15 protein-coding genes are annotated in these 15,065 nt (G+C 52.5%); 5 read left to right on the top strand and 10 right to left on the bottom strand.

Annotated features, from left to right (window positions below; genetic code table 11):
* Nucleotides 1–5: 5 nt before the first annotated feature.
* The 4 genes from NSU18_RS20855 to NSU18_RS20840 all read right to left on the bottom strand — a co-directional run bounded on the left by NSU18_RS20855 (nucleotide 6) and on the right by NSU18_RS20840 (nucleotide 3,443).
* Entirely contained in the window at nucleotides 6–683 is a 678-nt protein-coding gene (locus tag NSU18_RS20855) for a response regulator transcription factor (protein WP_341015842.1), read from the bottom strand.
* 23 nt (nucleotides 684–706) lie between these two features.
* Nucleotides 707–1,843 carry a DUF4097 family beta strand repeat-containing protein gene (locus NSU18_RS20850; RefSeq protein ID WP_341149939.1) on the bottom strand — a complete coding sequence of 379 codons (1,137 nt, stop codon included), beginning with the start codon at nucleotides 1,841–1,843 and terminating at the stop codon, nucleotides 707–709.
* 177 nt (nucleotides 1,844–2,020) lie between these two features.
* A complete protein-coding gene (locus NSU18_RS20845) occupies nucleotides 2,021–2,869 on the bottom strand; it encodes an anti-sigma factor domain-containing protein (protein WP_341149938.1) in 849 nt (282 codons plus the stop codon).
* The gene (locus tag NSU18_RS20840; protein WP_341015839.1) at nucleotides 2,862–3,443 is read right to left on the bottom strand and encodes an RNA polymerase sigma factor; all 582 of its coding nucleotides are present in this window, start codon (nucleotides 3,441–3,443) and stop codon (nucleotides 2,862–2,864) included. The genes NSU18_RS20845 and NSU18_RS20840 overlap by 8 nt, the downstream gene beginning before the upstream one ends.
* A gap of 201 nt (nucleotides 3,444–3,644) precedes the next feature.
* Between NSU18_RS20840 and infC the strand changes: the two genes are divergently transcribed.
* On the top strand, nucleotides 3,645–4,154 hold the full coding sequence (gene infC, locus NSU18_RS20835; protein ID WP_341149937.1) for a translation initiation factor IF-3: 510 nt from the start codon (nucleotides 3,645–3,647) through the stop codon (nucleotides 4,152–4,154).
* A 462-nt stretch (nucleotides 4,155–4,616) separates the two neighbouring features.
* Here the strand turns inward: infC and NSU18_RS20830 are convergent, their stop codons facing one another.
* The 4 genes from NSU18_RS20830 to NSU18_RS20815 all read right to left on the bottom strand — a co-directional run bounded on the left by NSU18_RS20830 (nucleotide 4,617) and on the right by NSU18_RS20815 (nucleotide 9,103).
* Complete coding sequence (locus NSU18_RS20830; RefSeq protein ID WP_341149936.1) at nucleotides 4,617–5,177, bottom strand: GNAT family N-acetyltransferase; 561 nt, start codon at nucleotides 5,175–5,177, stop codon at nucleotides 4,617–4,619.
* Nucleotides 5,178–5,280: 103 nt separating this feature from the next.
* Nucleotides 5,281–6,987, bottom strand: coding sequence for an ABC transporter ATP-binding protein (locus tag NSU18_RS20825; RefSeq protein ID WP_341149935.1), 1,707 nt, complete (start codon nucleotides 6,985–6,987; stop codon nucleotides 5,281–5,283).
* 323 nt (nucleotides 6,988–7,310) lie between these two features.
* Nucleotides 7,311–7,778 carry a tetratricopeptide repeat protein gene (locus tag NSU18_RS20820; protein ID WP_341149934.1) on the bottom strand — a complete coding sequence of 156 codons (468 nt, stop codon included), beginning with the start codon at nucleotides 7,776–7,778 and terminating at the stop codon, nucleotides 7,311–7,313.
* 86 nt (nucleotides 7,779–7,864) lie between these two features.
* Entirely contained in the window at nucleotides 7,865–9,103 is a 1,239-nt protein-coding gene (locus tag NSU18_RS20815; protein ID WP_341149933.1) for an ATP-binding protein, read from the bottom strand.
* Nucleotides 9,104–9,328: 225 nt separating this feature from the next.
* Between NSU18_RS20815 and NSU18_RS20810 the strand changes: the two genes are divergently transcribed.
* From NSU18_RS20810 to NSU18_RS20800, 3 genes are all read left to right on the top strand, one after another.
* A complete protein-coding gene (locus NSU18_RS20810; protein ID WP_341015832.1) occupies nucleotides 9,329–10,126 on the top strand; it encodes an AIM24 family protein in 798 nt (265 codons plus the stop codon).
* A gap of 174 nt (nucleotides 10,127–10,300) precedes the next feature.
* Nucleotides 10,301–10,909, top strand: a complete 609-nt coding sequence (locus NSU18_RS20805; RefSeq protein ID WP_341015831.1) for a type IV toxin-antitoxin system AbiEi family antitoxin domain-containing protein — start codon at nucleotides 10,301–10,303, stop codon at nucleotides 10,907–10,909.
* Nucleotides 10,909–11,829: a nucleotidyl transferase AbiEii/AbiGii toxin family protein gene (locus tag NSU18_RS20800; protein WP_341149932.1), complete on the top strand. Its 921-nt coding sequence runs from the start codon at nucleotides 10,909–10,911 to the stop codon at nucleotides 11,827–11,829. The genes NSU18_RS20805 and NSU18_RS20800 overlap by 1 nt, the downstream gene beginning before the upstream one ends.
* A gap of 70 nt (nucleotides 11,830–11,899) precedes the next feature.
* Here the strand turns inward: NSU18_RS20800 and NSU18_RS20795 are convergent, their stop codons facing one another.
* Complete coding sequence (locus NSU18_RS20795) at nucleotides 11,900–12,184, bottom strand: alpha/beta-type small acid-soluble spore protein (protein WP_341015828.1); 285 nt, start codon at nucleotides 12,182–12,184, stop codon at nucleotides 11,900–11,902.
* Nucleotides 12,185–12,256: 72 nt separating this feature from the next.
* Nucleotides 12,257–13,174: an HPr(Ser) kinase/phosphatase gene (gene hprK, locus NSU18_RS20790; protein WP_341015827.1), complete on the bottom strand. Its 918-nt coding sequence runs from the start codon at nucleotides 13,172–13,174 to the stop codon at nucleotides 12,257–12,259.
* A gap of 148 nt (nucleotides 13,175–13,322) precedes the next feature.
* Between hprK and NSU18_RS20785 the strand changes: the two genes are divergently transcribed.
* A complete protein-coding gene (locus NSU18_RS20785; RefSeq protein ID WP_341015824.1) occupies nucleotides 13,323–14,984 on the top strand; it encodes a histidine kinase N-terminal 7TM domain-containing diguanylate cyclase in 1,662 nt (553 codons plus the stop codon).
* Nucleotides 14,985–15,065 lie beyond the last annotated feature (81 nt).

Below are 15,065 nucleotides of genomic sequence, written 5' to 3'. Positions count from 1 at the left end.
TCACCTCAATCTCTCAGGATATAGCCGCTGCCACGGACGGTATGGATCAGCTTCTCCCCGAAGCCCTCATCCACCTTCATACGCACATACCTTATGTACACATCTACCACATTCGTCTCACCTTCATACGAATAGCCCCATACCAGATTGAGCAGTGCCTCACGGTTCATCAGCCGGTTCTTATGGACCAGCAGACAGTGCAGCAGGTCGAATTCACGCTGCGAGCATTCAATCTCGCGTCCGGCCCGGCTGACCCGGTGGGCGGCCGTATCCAGCATCAGATCCTTAGCGCACAGCACCTCATCCCCTGGTTCAGCCGCATGCAGCCTTCGCTGCAATGAACGCATGCGGGCCAGCAGCTCTTCGATAGCGAACGGCTTCGGCACATAATCGTCAGCCCCGGTATCCAGTCCCCTTACCCGGTCACTGACCGTGTCTCTGGCCGTGAGCATAATAATCGGAGTCTGCTTGACCGCACGTACCCGCTTGCAGACTTCGATTCCGCTGATGCCCGGCAGATTCAAATCCAGCAGAATCATATCATAATGCTCGCCCAGCGCCTTCTCGGCACCTGTAATTCCATCCCCTGCAACCGTGATATCGTAACCCTCATAGAGCAGCTCCAGCTCCAGCAGGCGGATCATGGCCGCCTCATCCTCAATGATCAATACGCGTTCCTTCAACCCTTGTCCACCTCTTTACAAGATCAGTTCTGCATCAGCGATAACCCTGCCATAGCTTTAGCGTGAATCTGATAGGTACCTGCGCCAATCCGTCCATGTGCCTTGTGATTCTTCACAGTCAGCGGGAAGTCCGTTTCAATCTCGTCAAAACCTGACTCCGCATCCACCTCGACTCCCGCTCCTCCCGGCCAGGCCAGCTCCAGGTCTCCTACCGCCGTAGTCACTGTCCAATTGCCCCCGATTTTCCGGCTCTCCACCTCAATATTCCCCGCCACGGTAGACGCACGGACCGCAGCCAGCGCATCCTTCACCGTGAGATTCCCGTTGACCGCCTTCACTGCCAGATCTCCCGAGATCTGCGAAGCCTGCACATTGCCATTGGTCAGCTTAACCTCAACGCTGCTCTTCGCTTCCGAGACCTGAACGTCACCGTTGACCGTATGCAGAACAAGCTCCTCCGGGATGCCGGTAGCGGTGATATTGCCATTCACTGACGATAATTTGATTTTACCTGTACTAGAAACTTTTGACAAAGAAAGATTGCCGTTCTCCGTCCTTGCCTGCAGCTCCGCCTTCATGCCCTGCGGCAGGGTTACCGTCAGCTCCAGGCTCGGCGACTGGTGGTTGCCATAGAATTCGCTGTACGTCTCAATCTCCAGATTAGCTCCTGTGCCCGCCTTCATCCCGGACTTGTTAGCGATTTCCTTTGCCACTTCTGCCGTCGCCTGATGGACAACCACCGTCATCTGGATCTCAAGCTCCTTGACATTGCCCTGCTTGATCTCAATATTACCGTTGGTATTCTTAATAGAGACACTGTCCGTCCCGGCAGGCAGCGGGATGTAAGTAGTACCTTTGTCAAAAGAATACCCGGCATCCCCGGAAAATGAGCCCGCCCCCTCTGCCTGCCACGATTCAATAACCTCAGCAGCAGTAGAGGTCGCCCCGGAAATAGATTCTGGTAGGGACACAGACGCACCCGAGACGGATTCGGTGACCCTATCAGGAGCTGCAGAGACTGTGGCGCCCGCAGGCGCAGAGACGAAACCTTCCTCGCTCAACTGCCTAGCTTCGGCCGCCCCGCCAATCCCCTTGCCTATGTATAAGAATACCGCCGCCAGAGCGACACCCGTAAGCAGCCTTTTCCAAGTAACCTTCATCTTCCCATCTCCTCCATCCTTGTGATTACTCTTAGGTTATACCGGATTAGATGAGAAAGACTTTGCAGGAAGATTAGAGTTTGATGAGAAAAAAAACAGCCGGGAATTCATCCTCCCGGCTGTTCAGCTTCAATTCTATTCCATTCCGTACGCCTGAACGCGGCATTTCCTTGCCCGCTACCCCTGCTTAATCGGCGCTGTGAGAATCATCTTCCCGCGCGGGGTAACACCTGCGCCATCCGGCTCCAGTGTAACGGCTATGGTATCATAGGCCTTCGGGTCAAAAGAATAATATAGTGCCCCGTTTCCGCCCTGTGAGATGAATGTGCCCGCATTGACCGGCGAATCCCCTTTGATTAGCCATACCTGATAGACCTCGGTGCCGGTAAGCTCCGGCAGATCCTCTGCCTGAAGCACAAGGTGGGTGCCGGTAGGGTCCGCGACAATCGTTGCTGTACCCTTGGCGTTAACCCCTTCTCCAGCCGGACTAAGCGCTACCGCCTCATTCACCTTAAGCCCCTGGAGCGGTCCGGTGCCGGAGGCCAGCTGCTCCTTCAGCTCGGACACATTCCCGCGCAGCTGGCCGGTGTAGACGACCAGGAGCAGCACAGCCACAGCCAGTCCAAGGCTCAGGTACCCCCAGAAGCGGGTTCTCTTGGGCTCCGGGATGCTTAATTGGGGCAAGCCCTGCTCTGCCGGAGGAGTCCCCGCTGGCTCATGCTCCGCCGCCCGCTCTGCATCAGGCTGGATATTCAGCAGGCGGGTCTCCGGCCGGGCAGCCGGTGCAGCCGCATTCCCGGACTCCAGCACCCGTGACAAAATGCGCTCCTTCATGCCGGAGGGCGGGTCTGCCGGCTCAGAGGCAAGCGGAAGATGGTCCAGTACCTGCCGGTATTCCTCCACCAGCTCCCTGCATTCCGCGCATTCTGCCGCATGGGCAGCGAATTGCTGCATTTCCTCCGCCGTCAGTGCGCCCAGCGTATATAATTCAGCCAACTCACAGAGTTCCTCATTGTGTTCACTCATGTGCATGATCCCTCCTTCCCCAGTGCCGTAACGATTTGTGAAGCTGCTTCATCGCCAGCCGGACTCTTCCCTTGACCGTTCCCAGCGGGATAGCCGCAAGCTGCGCTACCTCCTGCTGAGTGTAGCCCTGGTAATAGATCATATCCATTACCTGCTGCTGGTCGCGGCTTAATCCCAGCAGCGCCTCTCTGATCTGTTCCCCTGCCATCTGCAGCTCAACGAGATCCTCGGTCAGCACACCATGGTCCTGAACCTGCTCCAGATTCCCGGTATCGGCGGATTGCCGCGGCAGCCTGGCGTCCCGCTTACGGAGGTAATCGATCGCCAGATTGCGGGTCACCGCGAACATCCAGGTGAGCAGCTTGCCTTTGCCGAAGTCAATCTGCCCCGCATTCTTCCACAGTCGCAGGAACAGCTCCTGCATAACCTCCTCGGCAGCCATCGAATCCTTCACGATCTGGTAAGCAAAGCTATAAATGACCCGTTCATACCGGTCATAGAGCAGTTCGAGGGCATTCGAGTCTTTCTGTGCAATAAGCAGAATTAACTGCTTATCGTCAGCTGTGTCATTCAATTGCCATCCCCCATTCAACAGAAAATATAGTAGTGCCAGTGGTTCCATGCTGAAAAACCTGCGTCCACTGAGTATAACCGCTTTGCACAACCGTCTCAACCTGCCGGGCTGACGGCTGATGGCATCCGGCTGCAGTTATTGAAGCCCTGCCCGCTTCCATATATGATAGCTATATCATATCCGCAAAGGGAGGATTATTTCTTGGCCGTACTGATTAATGAACAGATTAAGGCAGCCGAGGTCGAGCTGACCGGGCTGAAGGGCGAGAAGCTTGGCACCGTATCCAGAAGCGAGGCTCTGTCCATGGCCAGAGCCGCAGGGGCCGACCTGGTCTGCACCTCGCTGATGAGCAGCCCGCCGCCCTGCAGCCTGGTCGCCAAGGGCAAGGCGGCAGCGCAAGCGGCCCGCAAGGGCGATACCAGCCGTCCGCAACAAGGCGGCGGAAGCAGCTGGGAGAAGGTGAAGGAGCTGCGCTTCACTGCCCATATCGAAGAGCATGACTACGACACGAAGCTGCGTCAGGCGGACAAGCATCTGCGCTCCGGCAAGCCGGTGCAGCTTGTCGTGAAGTCCTCCGGCGCCAAGGAAGCCGCCGCTGCGAAGGCAGTGCTGGAGCGGCTCGTGGCCGATCTTAAGGAGGCCGGAACCAAGGCCTCCGGGCTGCAGACCAGCGGCAAGGGCGCACAGGTTAGAGTTAATCCGCGTACGTAAGTTTTCTTATAAACGAACACTTACGCCTGAATGATGTGCGGGTTCAGAACTGGCTGGACTCTACTTCTGTTGCACTTTGTACATTAGCCGACCCCGAAATTGGCCTAAAAATTGATTCTATTGCACTCTGTACAGCAGAATCTGGACAAATAAGGGCTTTCGGGCAGAATTCAAGAAAACCATTGTATAAAATACAACAGATGATTATTTAGCTTAGCTAAGCCCGAATTCTATTGCAGAAAATACAATCAGTCTAAAAAACTGCTCCAATGCCGCATGAGACAGCGATAGGGAGTCCTGCTCATACACAACAGGTGCCATCCTATAAGGACGGCACCTGTTACTAAAATACGGCTTAGCAAGCCGTAATCTCTAATCTTCCGGTCTTCTTCCACGCTTCTTCCAATTATACATTCCGCGCATATCCCTCGTCAGTTCATCGCCTGCCCGCTCAGCATATGGTCATTTCCTGCCTTTAAGCCGCTCCACAAACCGCTCCTTCGTCAGCACATGCAGCAGCTCCCCGTTGCAGTCCTCATAATCGCCGGTTAATCCGGCCAGCTCCTGCTCCACCCGGAAGCCCAGCTTCCGGAGCACCCCAAGCGACGCGGTATTGCGCCGATCTGCCTTGGCGTATAGCTGCTCCAGTCCGATCACATCGAAGGCGTAGCCCGCCAGCGCCGCAGCGGCTTCGGTAGCATATCCCCGGCCCCAGTGTTCACGCCCGATCAGATAATACAGCTCCGCATCCGGTGGTCTGAACTCCAGCACACCAGCCCCGCACCAGCCGATCAGCTGGCCGGTCGCCTTATCGCAGATGGCGAACGAATACTTGAACGGCAGCTCAAACGGCGTATGATAGCTGAACATCAGCCAGCGGAACATGCCCTCATACTCATGCCTCGGCATGACCTCCATATGCATGAAGGCCAGCACCTCCGGGTTCTGCATGAGCTCGAACGAAGCCATCAGATCACTTTCCATATAGGGACGGATGATTAACCGCTCTGTTTCGAGCTTCATCCTGGACAATGCCAGATTCATAATACACATAACCTCACCTTCGAGTTCTATCTGCCACCCAGCATAGTTCAGCCGGAGGATAGTCCACAAGGTAAAAGATAGTTTAATCCGTTTGCCCCCTGCCGTTATTCCACAGCGCACGGAAGGACGGGCAGTCGCGGATCAGGGAATCGAAATCGCCTGCCCCCGCCAGCCTGCCCTGCTCCATGACCAGAATCTGGTCCACACCGCTGATGAAATTCAGCCGGTGCGCGATAATAATGACCGTCTTATGCCTGAACTCCGCGAACACCGTCTCCATCAGGCTGCGCTCCGTAATATTATCCAGGGCCGATACCGGCTCATCGAGGATGATCAGATTCCGTTTTTGCAGGATTGCCCGGGCAAAAGCCAGCCGCTGACGCTCCCCGCCCGACAGCTTCAGCCCCCGCTCCCCAACCCGCGTCTCCAGCTTCTCCGGCAGCTCCAGCACCTTCTCCTTCAGGTGAACCTTATCCAGTACCGCGTACAGCTCTTCATCCGGCACCTGCTGCCCGAACACCATGTTGCCCCGGATGGTGGTGTCGAAGATCGGACTGTCCTGCGACAGATAAGAGATGTGATCATAGTAGCTGTCCAGACTCAGCTCGTCGATATCCGTGCCGTCGACCAGCAGCTCACCGCCGCTTTTTTTGAGCAGGCCCGTAATCAGCTTAATAACCGTTGACTTGCCGCTGCCGCTTAAGCCGACCAGAGCCACTGAGGTTCCGGGCGCAACCGTGAAGGACAGCCGGTCCAGCACCTGCACCTCTCCATAGCTGAACGTTACATCCTTGAATTCGATGCTGCCCTGTAGCTGCGCAAGCGTCTTGCCCCGCTCCAGATTCGGGTCCTCCGGGGCATTCAGGAAGTCCTCGAACCGCTGATAGGTGACCCTGTTCAGCTTATAGCCGACGAATAATACGTTGAAGATGGCGATCGGCGTATAGATTTTCTCAATGAACATGAACAGCGCGACCATGACCCCGATTGAAGCCTGCCCGGAGACGACATTCTTCACACCGTACAGCAGAACAACCACCTTAATGACCGTAATGAACAATTCGAACAAGGCGAAGAAGGATTCATGAATCATCTGCAGCTTCGCGCTCTGTCTGATAATCTGCTGTGCCGCCTTGTTCAGTCTGCCGATCTCCTGCGCATACTTCTTGTTGGTACGGAAGACGACCAGCTCCATGAAGCCTCGGACCCCGTACCGGGACATGGCCTCCTGCTGCATAAGCACCGATTCCTTGATCCGGTAGAGAACTTTGAGCAGAACATTCGTTAACCCGAAGATAACCACGTACCCGCCCGCAATCACCAGCATGATTCTGAGGTCATAGTAGCTGATGAACAGCAGACTGAAGAGAATGGTGGGCAGCAGCTCATGCAGCGTCTTCAGGATAAAAGAAAACAGGATACTGTTCCCGGCCGCCGCGCCGTTCTCGATCACCTTGATCATCTGGCCTGTGCCCATGTTCTGGTAGGCGGAATAATCCATTCTGGAGATTTTGGACAAGGCCATAATCTTCAGTCTTTCTGTGATGCTGCCCGATAGATAAGCGCTGGGATATTCATCCGCATAATTCAGCAGGACGTTCAGGCCGAGCAGTATCCCGTAGACGACTACTCCGTAGAGGGTTTCACGGAAGCCCGTGCACGCCACCGCCTGATCCAGAATCCGCTGAAAGACCACAATGCCCAGGCTGCTTAAGAGCTGAATAGCGAAGCCGAGACCTATATACAGTGCGGCCCACCCTCTGAGGTGGACAAGACATTTTTTTAACATGATCACAATCTCCAATCCTATTCATAAGAGTATGGCAAAAAGCCGGGAACTCTCCCCGCCACCCCGCGCCAAAGACTCCTGCCTCAGCAGTATAGTCTTCAAGCGGAATAACGCAGTGTCCCGGCTCACAAAGAATGACCCTCCAGGCACCGTTCAAGAATCCAGTTAATTGACCAAGAGGACAGACCTCCCCCTTGGTGGCTGGTACGCGTTCTACCCAGCCCGATAACTAGTTCCTTGCAACGGTACGGAATGGCATCCATTTCACCTCTTAGATAAGATTGACTCTCATTGTATGCTTCGGCCAGACCGGCCGTCAAGCCCTAGTGCTTAGTCTCTTTTGCCGCATCCGGTTCTGCATCAGGACTGGTATCCGAGCCGGAATCCGCTTCGGAAGCTTCGTCTGCATCCTCGCTATCCTCGTCTGCAGCGGCCAGCGCCGCCTTCTCACTGCGGCTCCATTCCAGGAATTCGATGGTATCCTGATCTTCAGGGTCCAGCTTGTTCGCCTTCTTGAACGCCTTGATCGCCTGGTCGTACTCATCCAGATAATAGTGGGCGTAGCCGACACGGAAATGCCACAGCGGGTCTTTTTTACCCTGATCTGCCGCCTTGTTGAACCATTTAAGCGCTTCCCGGTAGCGGCCCAGATTGTTGAGCGCCCGGCCCAGATGTACTGCCAGCTCTTCATCGATCAGCGGTGTCGGCACCTCTTTGATGCGGGATACGATTTCTTCATATTCGTCCGCCTCATGCCAAGCGTTCAATTGCGCGATTAATTCTTCTCTCATTACCCATAGCCTCCCGGTTAATAGTTCCAACTTCTCTTAGAGATACTTTATCATTTTCACACCAAGTTTCCCACTGTTGCCATGCGCTAGGCCGGGATGATGATCCGGAAGACAGTTCCCTTGCCCTTCTCGCTGGTGACCTCAATACGGCCCTTGAGCTTGTTAATCGTGTTATACGCCATGACCATTCCGAGCCCCGTTCCGTCCGCCTTGGTGGAGTAATACGGCTTGCCCAGGCGCGAGATCTCATCCTTCGTCATTCCGACACCGGTGTCGCTGATGGTAATAATAATACTCTGCCCGCTTGCGAAGACACTAATGGACAGGACGGCATCCTCCACCCCCTCCATCGCTTCAATCGCATTCTTGTACAGATTAATCAGACATTGCTGCATCTCATTACTGTCATAATGGGTGCTGAGCGGGTTGTTGAAGCTGAACTCAACCGCAACCTTGTGGATCGTGGCATACGGCAGGATCACATTCTTGGTGTATTCACATTCTGCCATCAGGTTGGAGTAGACCCGGCTCGCCGACTGCGGCTTGGCAAAAGACAGATAATCGCTGATAATTTTCTCCGCCCGGTTCAGCTCCAGCAGTGACAGCTCAACATACCCCTTCTCTTGCGGGGTGAGGTTCTTGGAGAGATTAAGCAGCTGCAGGAAGCCGCTGGTCACGGTTAACGGATTGCGCATCTCATGGGAGACACTGGCCGCCAGCTCACTGACCACATTCAGCCGCTCCGACTGCATAATCCGCTCACGGTTCCTGAGATTCGCCAGGATCTGCTCCAGCATGATCATTAGGATCGCCATAACCACCACATGCGTAGTTAAGGCATAGAAGGCAAGCGTCCAGAACTGGGTATCCAGCTTATCCATGATCTGGCTCAGGCTGATCAGATAACAGCCCATAGTCAGCACCACAATGGAGGTAGCCCACAAGATCCGTCCCTTGGGCTTAGACCGGAGAAATCTGGCGCTTATGGAGGGCACCAGAATGAAGACTGCTGTCGAAAAAAGTAAGGATTGGACGGTTCCCTCACCGCCTATGTAGAAACGGTACACATTCAGAATCACATATAAGGGCAGGGTATGTTTGTACCCTCCATACAAGGCAGCAATCACAAACGGAACATACCGCAAGTCAAAGATGAACCCGGTCTCCAGCCGGATCGGCTTGGCGATGCACAGGATCATGGTGGCGGCGATGAGCAGTACAAGAATCTTATGATTGTAGGCGTGGGGCCTGTTCTCGAAGAAAATCAGAAATATCAGCACCGGAAACAGCATAAACAAAAAATTGAGCAGCAGCGTCTCAAACAAGGCTAACTTCCTTTCGGTTCTAATGCTGGTGTCAGGAGATACGTTTGTATTCTGAGCACTATACTTAGAACATTACGCTAACCTGATATTAGAAGTAAAGGAATTATTGTATGCGTTTTTTTCTGCCGGAATTCAAGGATACCCGCGAGAAGTGTCGAATACGTATGCTTTGAAGGCATGATGCACAGCATTGCATAACTACAGCTACCGAAGGAGCGGGTATCCATGGCTTTTACCATTAATAACCTAAAGGACAATTCCAACGTTATCATCAAAGAACAGCTTGGCGGCTTCAGCATCATCGAATACAAAGAGGATCTCAGCACCACTACCCGGTATGAAGCAGAGACCAACTTCTTCATGAGCAAGAGTAATATGCGCAACAAACAGCTGATGATTGAGCTGAATAACAATGAGGTGATGCTGAGTGCCGGGGCCATGCAATATATGATCGGCAATATCGAGATGACCTCCGGCATCAAAGGCGTAGGCGGACTGATGCGCAATATGCTGTCCGGGGCGGCCACCGGAACCAGTGCAGTCAAGCCGCTCTACAAGGGAACCGGAACGATTCTGCTGGAGACCACCTACAAATACCTCTGGCTGATCGATGTGGACAACGACCATATCGTGATCGATGACGGCATGTTCCTGGCTTGTGAGACTACGCTCGACATCTCCGTTGCGGCACGCAAGAACATCTCCTCTGCCGTCCTCGGCGGTGAAGGACTGTTCAACCTGAGCGCACGCGGCAAAGGGATTCTTGCCCTCGAAGCTCCCATTCCTTCTGAGGAAGCTGTCGTGGTTGAGCTGCAGAATGATGTATTGAAGGTGGACGGTAACTTCGCTCTCATGTGGTCCAACTCTCTGGACTTCACGGTTGAGAAGTCAGGCAAGACCCGTCTGGGCTCCGCCGCCTCCGGCGAAGGCCTGGTCAACGTGTACCGGGGAACCGGCATGGTCTGGCTCGCCCCGCTCATGAATTACAGAAACAGCCTGCTACAGGGCGGGTCTACTGCTTAATTCCGAAGCGTGGCTCCCGGGTGCTTGATTTCATACCCTATGACATTGAACGAAATGTCTTAGGGTATTTTTCTGCTCTTACGTCTAAGTGCAGAACTTTTCGTGAATAACTAGAGGAAAACAGCAACTATTCTCGAATATCTATCTTAAGCAATTGTGAATGGTGGTGAGTTCATGGACGAGCAGATTTTGATGGAGGCGATGCGAGTTCTAGAGAAACATAATGGTTTTGCCCGAACGAGAGATTTCTTAGAAGCAGGGATATCCCCTTATTACGTAAAAAAACTGGAATCCATCGGTGAAATTGAACGGGTAAAGCAAGGAGTTTATCGGCTTGCGAGCGCGGGAAACGAACCATTAAATGAAATGCTTGAAGTGTCACGACTGGTTCCCAAAGGAGTCATTTGCCTCCTCTCCGCCCTATCCTATTATGAACTGACCACATATCATCCTTGGGAATATCAAATTGCTATTCATCGTGGCGAAAAAAAACCGCGGCTTCCAGACTATCCGCCCATTAAAGTTATGTTCTTTGCGGAAGCTCAGTTTAAAGTAGGAATAGACGATGTTTGTATAGAGGGGGCCACCGTTAAAATCTACAACCGGGAGAAAACAATTTGTGATATTGTACGATACCGTGAAAAGATGGGGATAGATTTGATGAAAGAGGGTTTAAGAAACTATCTTAAATCTCCTTATAAAAATATAACGAAATTAGTTTCCTATGCTGACCAGTTGCGGATAAGGACCGTTTTGCAAAAATATCTCGAGGTGTTGATCTGATGAGTGATATTAAAAATATTCCTGCCTCTGTTGCCGAACGTTTAAAAAATATTGCTAAGACCTCTGGAAAAGCATTCGATACCTTGCTGCTCCTGTACCTTCAAGAGCGCTTCTTATACCGCTTGTCTATATCGGATTATCGGGATAAATTCATCTTAAAGGGCGGGCTGTTTCTATTCTCGCAGACTCAGCTCAAAGCGCGTCCAACAAAAGACGTTGATTTTCTGGCCAGACAGATTGCAAATGAGCTTGAAATTTTAAGAGAGTCGTTTGTGATAATTTGTTCGATTGATGTTCCTGCAGATGGAGTTGAGTTTCAGCTGGACAACATGACAACGGAGAGAATTAAAGAGGATGCCGATTATGAGGGGGTAAGAATCAAGATAACGGCACTTCTGGGGAGAATGAGAAAGAGCCTGCAATTTGATATCGGATTTGGCGATATTGTAGTTCCTAAGCCGCAACTTATTGATTACCCGGTTCTGCTTAATATGGAAGCCCCGCAGGTACAAGCCTACTCGAAGGAATCCGTCATATCTGAAAAGTTTGAAGCCATGATTACATTATCCGTCATGAACAGCCGAATGAAGGATTTTTATGATATTTATACGCTTCTGAGCACCAATAATTTTGATGGGCGTGTACTGTATGAGGCCGTGTATGAAACCTTTCAGCGCCGGAAGACAATATTGGAAAAGGATCATCCTTTGTTTCAGACTACATTTGCTGATGATGACATCCGTTTAAGACAATGGTTGGCATTTATGAATCGCCTTGGTATAGAGGGACCGCTCACATTTCAAGATTTGATGAAATGTCTTGTTGATTTTCTGGAGCCAATATATCAATCATTGATTCATGGCGATGAGTTTTTTGGACAATGGAATTATAACCAAAGGGTTTGGCTTAACCGGCACTAAAATAAATTAGATCCCTTCAGCAATTGAAAGGGATCTTTTGGCAAGGATATAGATGTGAATCCAATCGATTCTAAGACTTCTGCTTACCCGCAAGCTGCTCCTGGGCCAGGCGCACCATCTCACGGACCATGGAGCCTCCGATGCGGCCGCCAATTTGTCCCGCCGATTCGGTGGTCAGCTTGCCGTTATTTCCGGCTTGCAGCGGCATACCCAGCTCCTTCGCCACCTCGTATTTCACATCGTCCGGGTGATTCGGATCTACGTGATATCCTTCCTGCCGCATAACCTCCGCTTTGAACGTCTGCATTCCCTGGGCGGACCCTGGTACCGCATATTTTCTGCTTCTTCTTGCCATTTACGGACACGCTCCCTTGCTGTCTTTCCTATAAGTTGCCCAGGAGCGCGGGTCTTCATTCCCTGCCGCCCTCTAAGACTGCATCCCATCCTCAATCCGCTGCATGAATTCTTCCACCGCACTGTATCCGAGCTGCTTGAGATACCAGTTGTTCGCAGCCGCTTCAATCAGACCGGCTACATCACGGCCCGGCTGAAGCTGGACCTCGATATGCGGGATCTGCACCCCGAGATATTCGGTGAACTGGGGCACCAGCTCCAGCTCGTTGTTGAGCGAATTCTCCTGCCAGGGGGCAAGCTCAATATCGAGTACGATCCGCGTCTCATCCTGGAACGCCCGCCGCCCGTACTGCCGCACGACGTTGATCAGGCCGATGCTGCGCAGCGCCAGGAATTCACGCGTGGTCTCATTATGGGTCCCGAGGAGAGTCGCCGGACCCAGCTTCTTCAGCACCACAATATCATCCGCCACGAAGCGGTGGCCCCTGCGGATCAGCGTATGCGCCGTCTCGCTTTTACCAATCCCTGACTTGCCGCGCAGCAGAATGCCGATCCCCGACACGTTGACGCATACCCCATGAATCGACAGCTCCGGCGCCAGCGTCTTCACCAGGAAGCTGTCCAGCTTGGCGATGAACTCGGTGGTCACCTCCGGCGTCCGCAGCAGCGGAATGCCCTCCTGATCGCAGAACAGCGTCAGATAAGGAATCTCCTGCTGGCCGCTGGTCACGATGAAGCACGGCGGATGATATTTGACGATATTGCCGATATGCAGCATCCGCTCCTCTACACTCAGCGTTAACAGGTAGTTAATCTCTTTACGTCCAAGGACCTGCACCCGCTCCATCGGAAAAAAATCAAAATAACCGACAAACTCCAGACCCGGTCTGTGCGTCCTTGGACGGGTGATATTCCGGTCCATCCAGCCCGCTCCGGCGAGCACCTCCAGATGGAATTTCTCTACAAGACTCTGCACGCTAATAGACTTCATTTGGTCCCCTCCCAATCCAATATTTTCCGATAGATTTATCTAAAAATCTTGTAATCTGCACACGCTAATTATATATTAAAAACAATATATAAGACCTAAGACCCACAAAAATCAATAAATACTATTAAAATCAAGAAGGTGTAACATATTGGCTTTAGCCTCTTGGATTGACCTGATTATGTGCTTCCTTCTGTTCCTGCTGCTCATCTATATTGTGGCTACGGTCACGATTACCAAGCTGCACAAGGTCTATTTAGGGTTCCATTTCGCCATGCTGATCTGGCCCTACTGCCAGTTTGCCATCAGGACCGTCGATGATCCTCTCTATCAGCTCTTTTATGTGAAGCTTGCCTTCGTGGATGCTTCCCTGCTGGGCCTGGGCTGGATCTTCTTCACGATTCTGCTCGCCGGACAATCCCAATTCCTTACTAAAAGAATGGTGTCCGTGCTGGTAATCCCTGCAGTACTGACATCCCTTGGAGTGGTGCTCAATCCTTATGGATGGTTCGTCCGTCCGGTGAACGGCGGATATGTAGAGCGGACCTACGGACCTATTTTCTGGATCAGCATGACCTTTCTTGTCCTTGATGCGCTCATATCCATGTATGTCATATACGTGGCTCTGACCTCTAACCAAGCCGCGCGGATCAAGAATCAGGTTATGTACATGCTCAAAGGCATTACGGCGCTATGCGTCTTCCTTATGATCGACGTGCTTCTCAATGTCCTTCTGGATGACTATCTGCCGGTAATTCCGGGCTTCACTTCGCTGGGTATAGTGGTGTCGGCTACGTTCTTTGTGATTACGATCCACCAGGACAAAGTATTCGATATCGTAACTATCGCCCATCAGGATATTATCAATACCATGGAATACGGGATTCTCGTGCTGGATGACCAGGAGCAGGTGGTAGAGATTAATCATGCCCTGCATCCCTATATCCCGCTTGTGACGGGTGCGGCGTTCAACATGAGCAGCTATCTGCCGGATGGTCCTGCCGAGAAGATTGAACACTTCCTGCAGAAATACCATGAGTACCCGCTGGAGACGGCCGAGCTGGAAATACTGCATCCCGTTATCCAAATGGTTGTCAGTATTCATGCAGCACCGATCATAGTAAGCGGCAGCCGGGTCGGGCGGATTGTCACCTTCCAGAATGTTACCGAGATCCGGCGGCTCATCGATGAGACGAACCAGCAGAACGCCATCCTGAAGGAACGCAACGACTCACTGGTGAAGGTACAGGAGGAGCTGTTCCAGACGAACGGCAAGCTGAGGAAGCTGGCGATCACGGACAGCCTGACCGGCTGCTACAACCGGCATTATCTGATGCAGCAATTGGAGCAGGAGGCGCTTCGGGTCAGCGGTACCCGGACACCTTCGACTATTATACTGATCGACATCGATTTTTTCAAAAAAATCAACGATCAGCACGGCCATCTCGCCGGAGATGTGGTCCTGTGCAGCACGGTGGAGCTGCTGCAGCGCAGCCTGCGGCCCTCCGATATCCTGGCCCGCTACGGCGGAGAGAAATTCATCATCTATTTGCCGGATTCGGATGGAGCCGAGGCCCGGCGTCTGGCCGAGCAGCTCAAATCCGAGGTTGAACATAACACGATCTATATCGATTATATCGATGAGCCCGTGTCGATCACCATCAGCATGGGGCTGCTCAGCATCGCCGAATTCAAGATCCCGCCTGCCATGGATGCGACCACCTACTTGAACGACCTATTCAAGTCTGCTGATAAAGCCCTCTACGCCGCCAAGCATCAGGGCCGGAATCAGATTGTCGCGGCGGAGGTTTAATTATAATCAATCTTTCTCTATACATCTGTGTTTCTCCCCTAGGATAATGAATAGCAGTTGGAGCCATTCATAAAGGGGACG

This window comes from Paenibacillus sp. FSL H8-0048, from assembly GCF_038002825.1.
In the GTDB taxonomy this organism is placed as follows: Bacteria; Bacillota; Bacilli; order Paenibacillales; family Paenibacillaceae; genus Paenibacillus_AQ.
The sequence above is the reverse complement of the archived record's forward strand: the minus strand, read 5'-3'. Positions and strand labels throughout refer to the sequence as shown.

Bases quoted from the DNA above. Each gene is read 5' to 3' on its own strand.
- hprK (WP_341015827.1), bottom strand. From the start codon at position 13,174: ATGAAGTCTATTAGCGTGCAGAGTCTTGTAGAGAAATTCCATCTGGAG.
- NSU18_RS20810 (WP_341015832.1), top strand. From the start codon at position 9,329: ATGGCTTTTACCATTAATAACCTAAAGGACAATTCCAACGTTATCATC.
- NSU18_RS20805 (WP_341015831.1), top strand. From the start codon at position 10,301: ATGGACGAGCAGATTTTGATGGAGGCGATGCGAGTTCTAGAGAAACAT.
- NSU18_RS20795 (WP_341015828.1), bottom strand. From the start codon at position 12,184: ATGGCAAGAAGAAGCAGAAAATATGCGGTACCAGGGTCCGCCCAGGGA.
- NSU18_RS20825 (WP_341149935.1), bottom strand. From the start codon at position 6,987: ATGTTAAAAAAATGTCTTGTCCACCTCAGAGGGTGGGCCGCACTGTAT.
- NSU18_RS20800 (WP_341149932.1), top strand. From the start codon at position 10,909: ATGAGTGATATTAAAAATATTCCTGCCTCTGTTGCCGAACGTTTAAAA.
- NSU18_RS20830 (WP_341149936.1), bottom strand. From the start codon at position 5,177: ATGAAGCTCGAAACAGAGCGGTTAATCATCCGTCCCTATATGGAAAGT.
- NSU18_RS20845 (WP_341149938.1), bottom strand. From the start codon at position 2,869: ATGAGTGAACACAATGAGGAACTCTGTGAGTTGGCTGAATTATATACG.
- NSU18_RS20850 (WP_341149939.1), bottom strand. From the start codon at position 1,843: ATGAAGGTTACTTGGAAAAGGCTGCTTACGGGTGTCGCTCTGGCGGCG.
- NSU18_RS20820 (WP_341149934.1), bottom strand. From the start codon at position 7,778: ATGAGAGAAGAATTAATCGCGCAATTGAACGCTTGGCATGAGGCGGAC.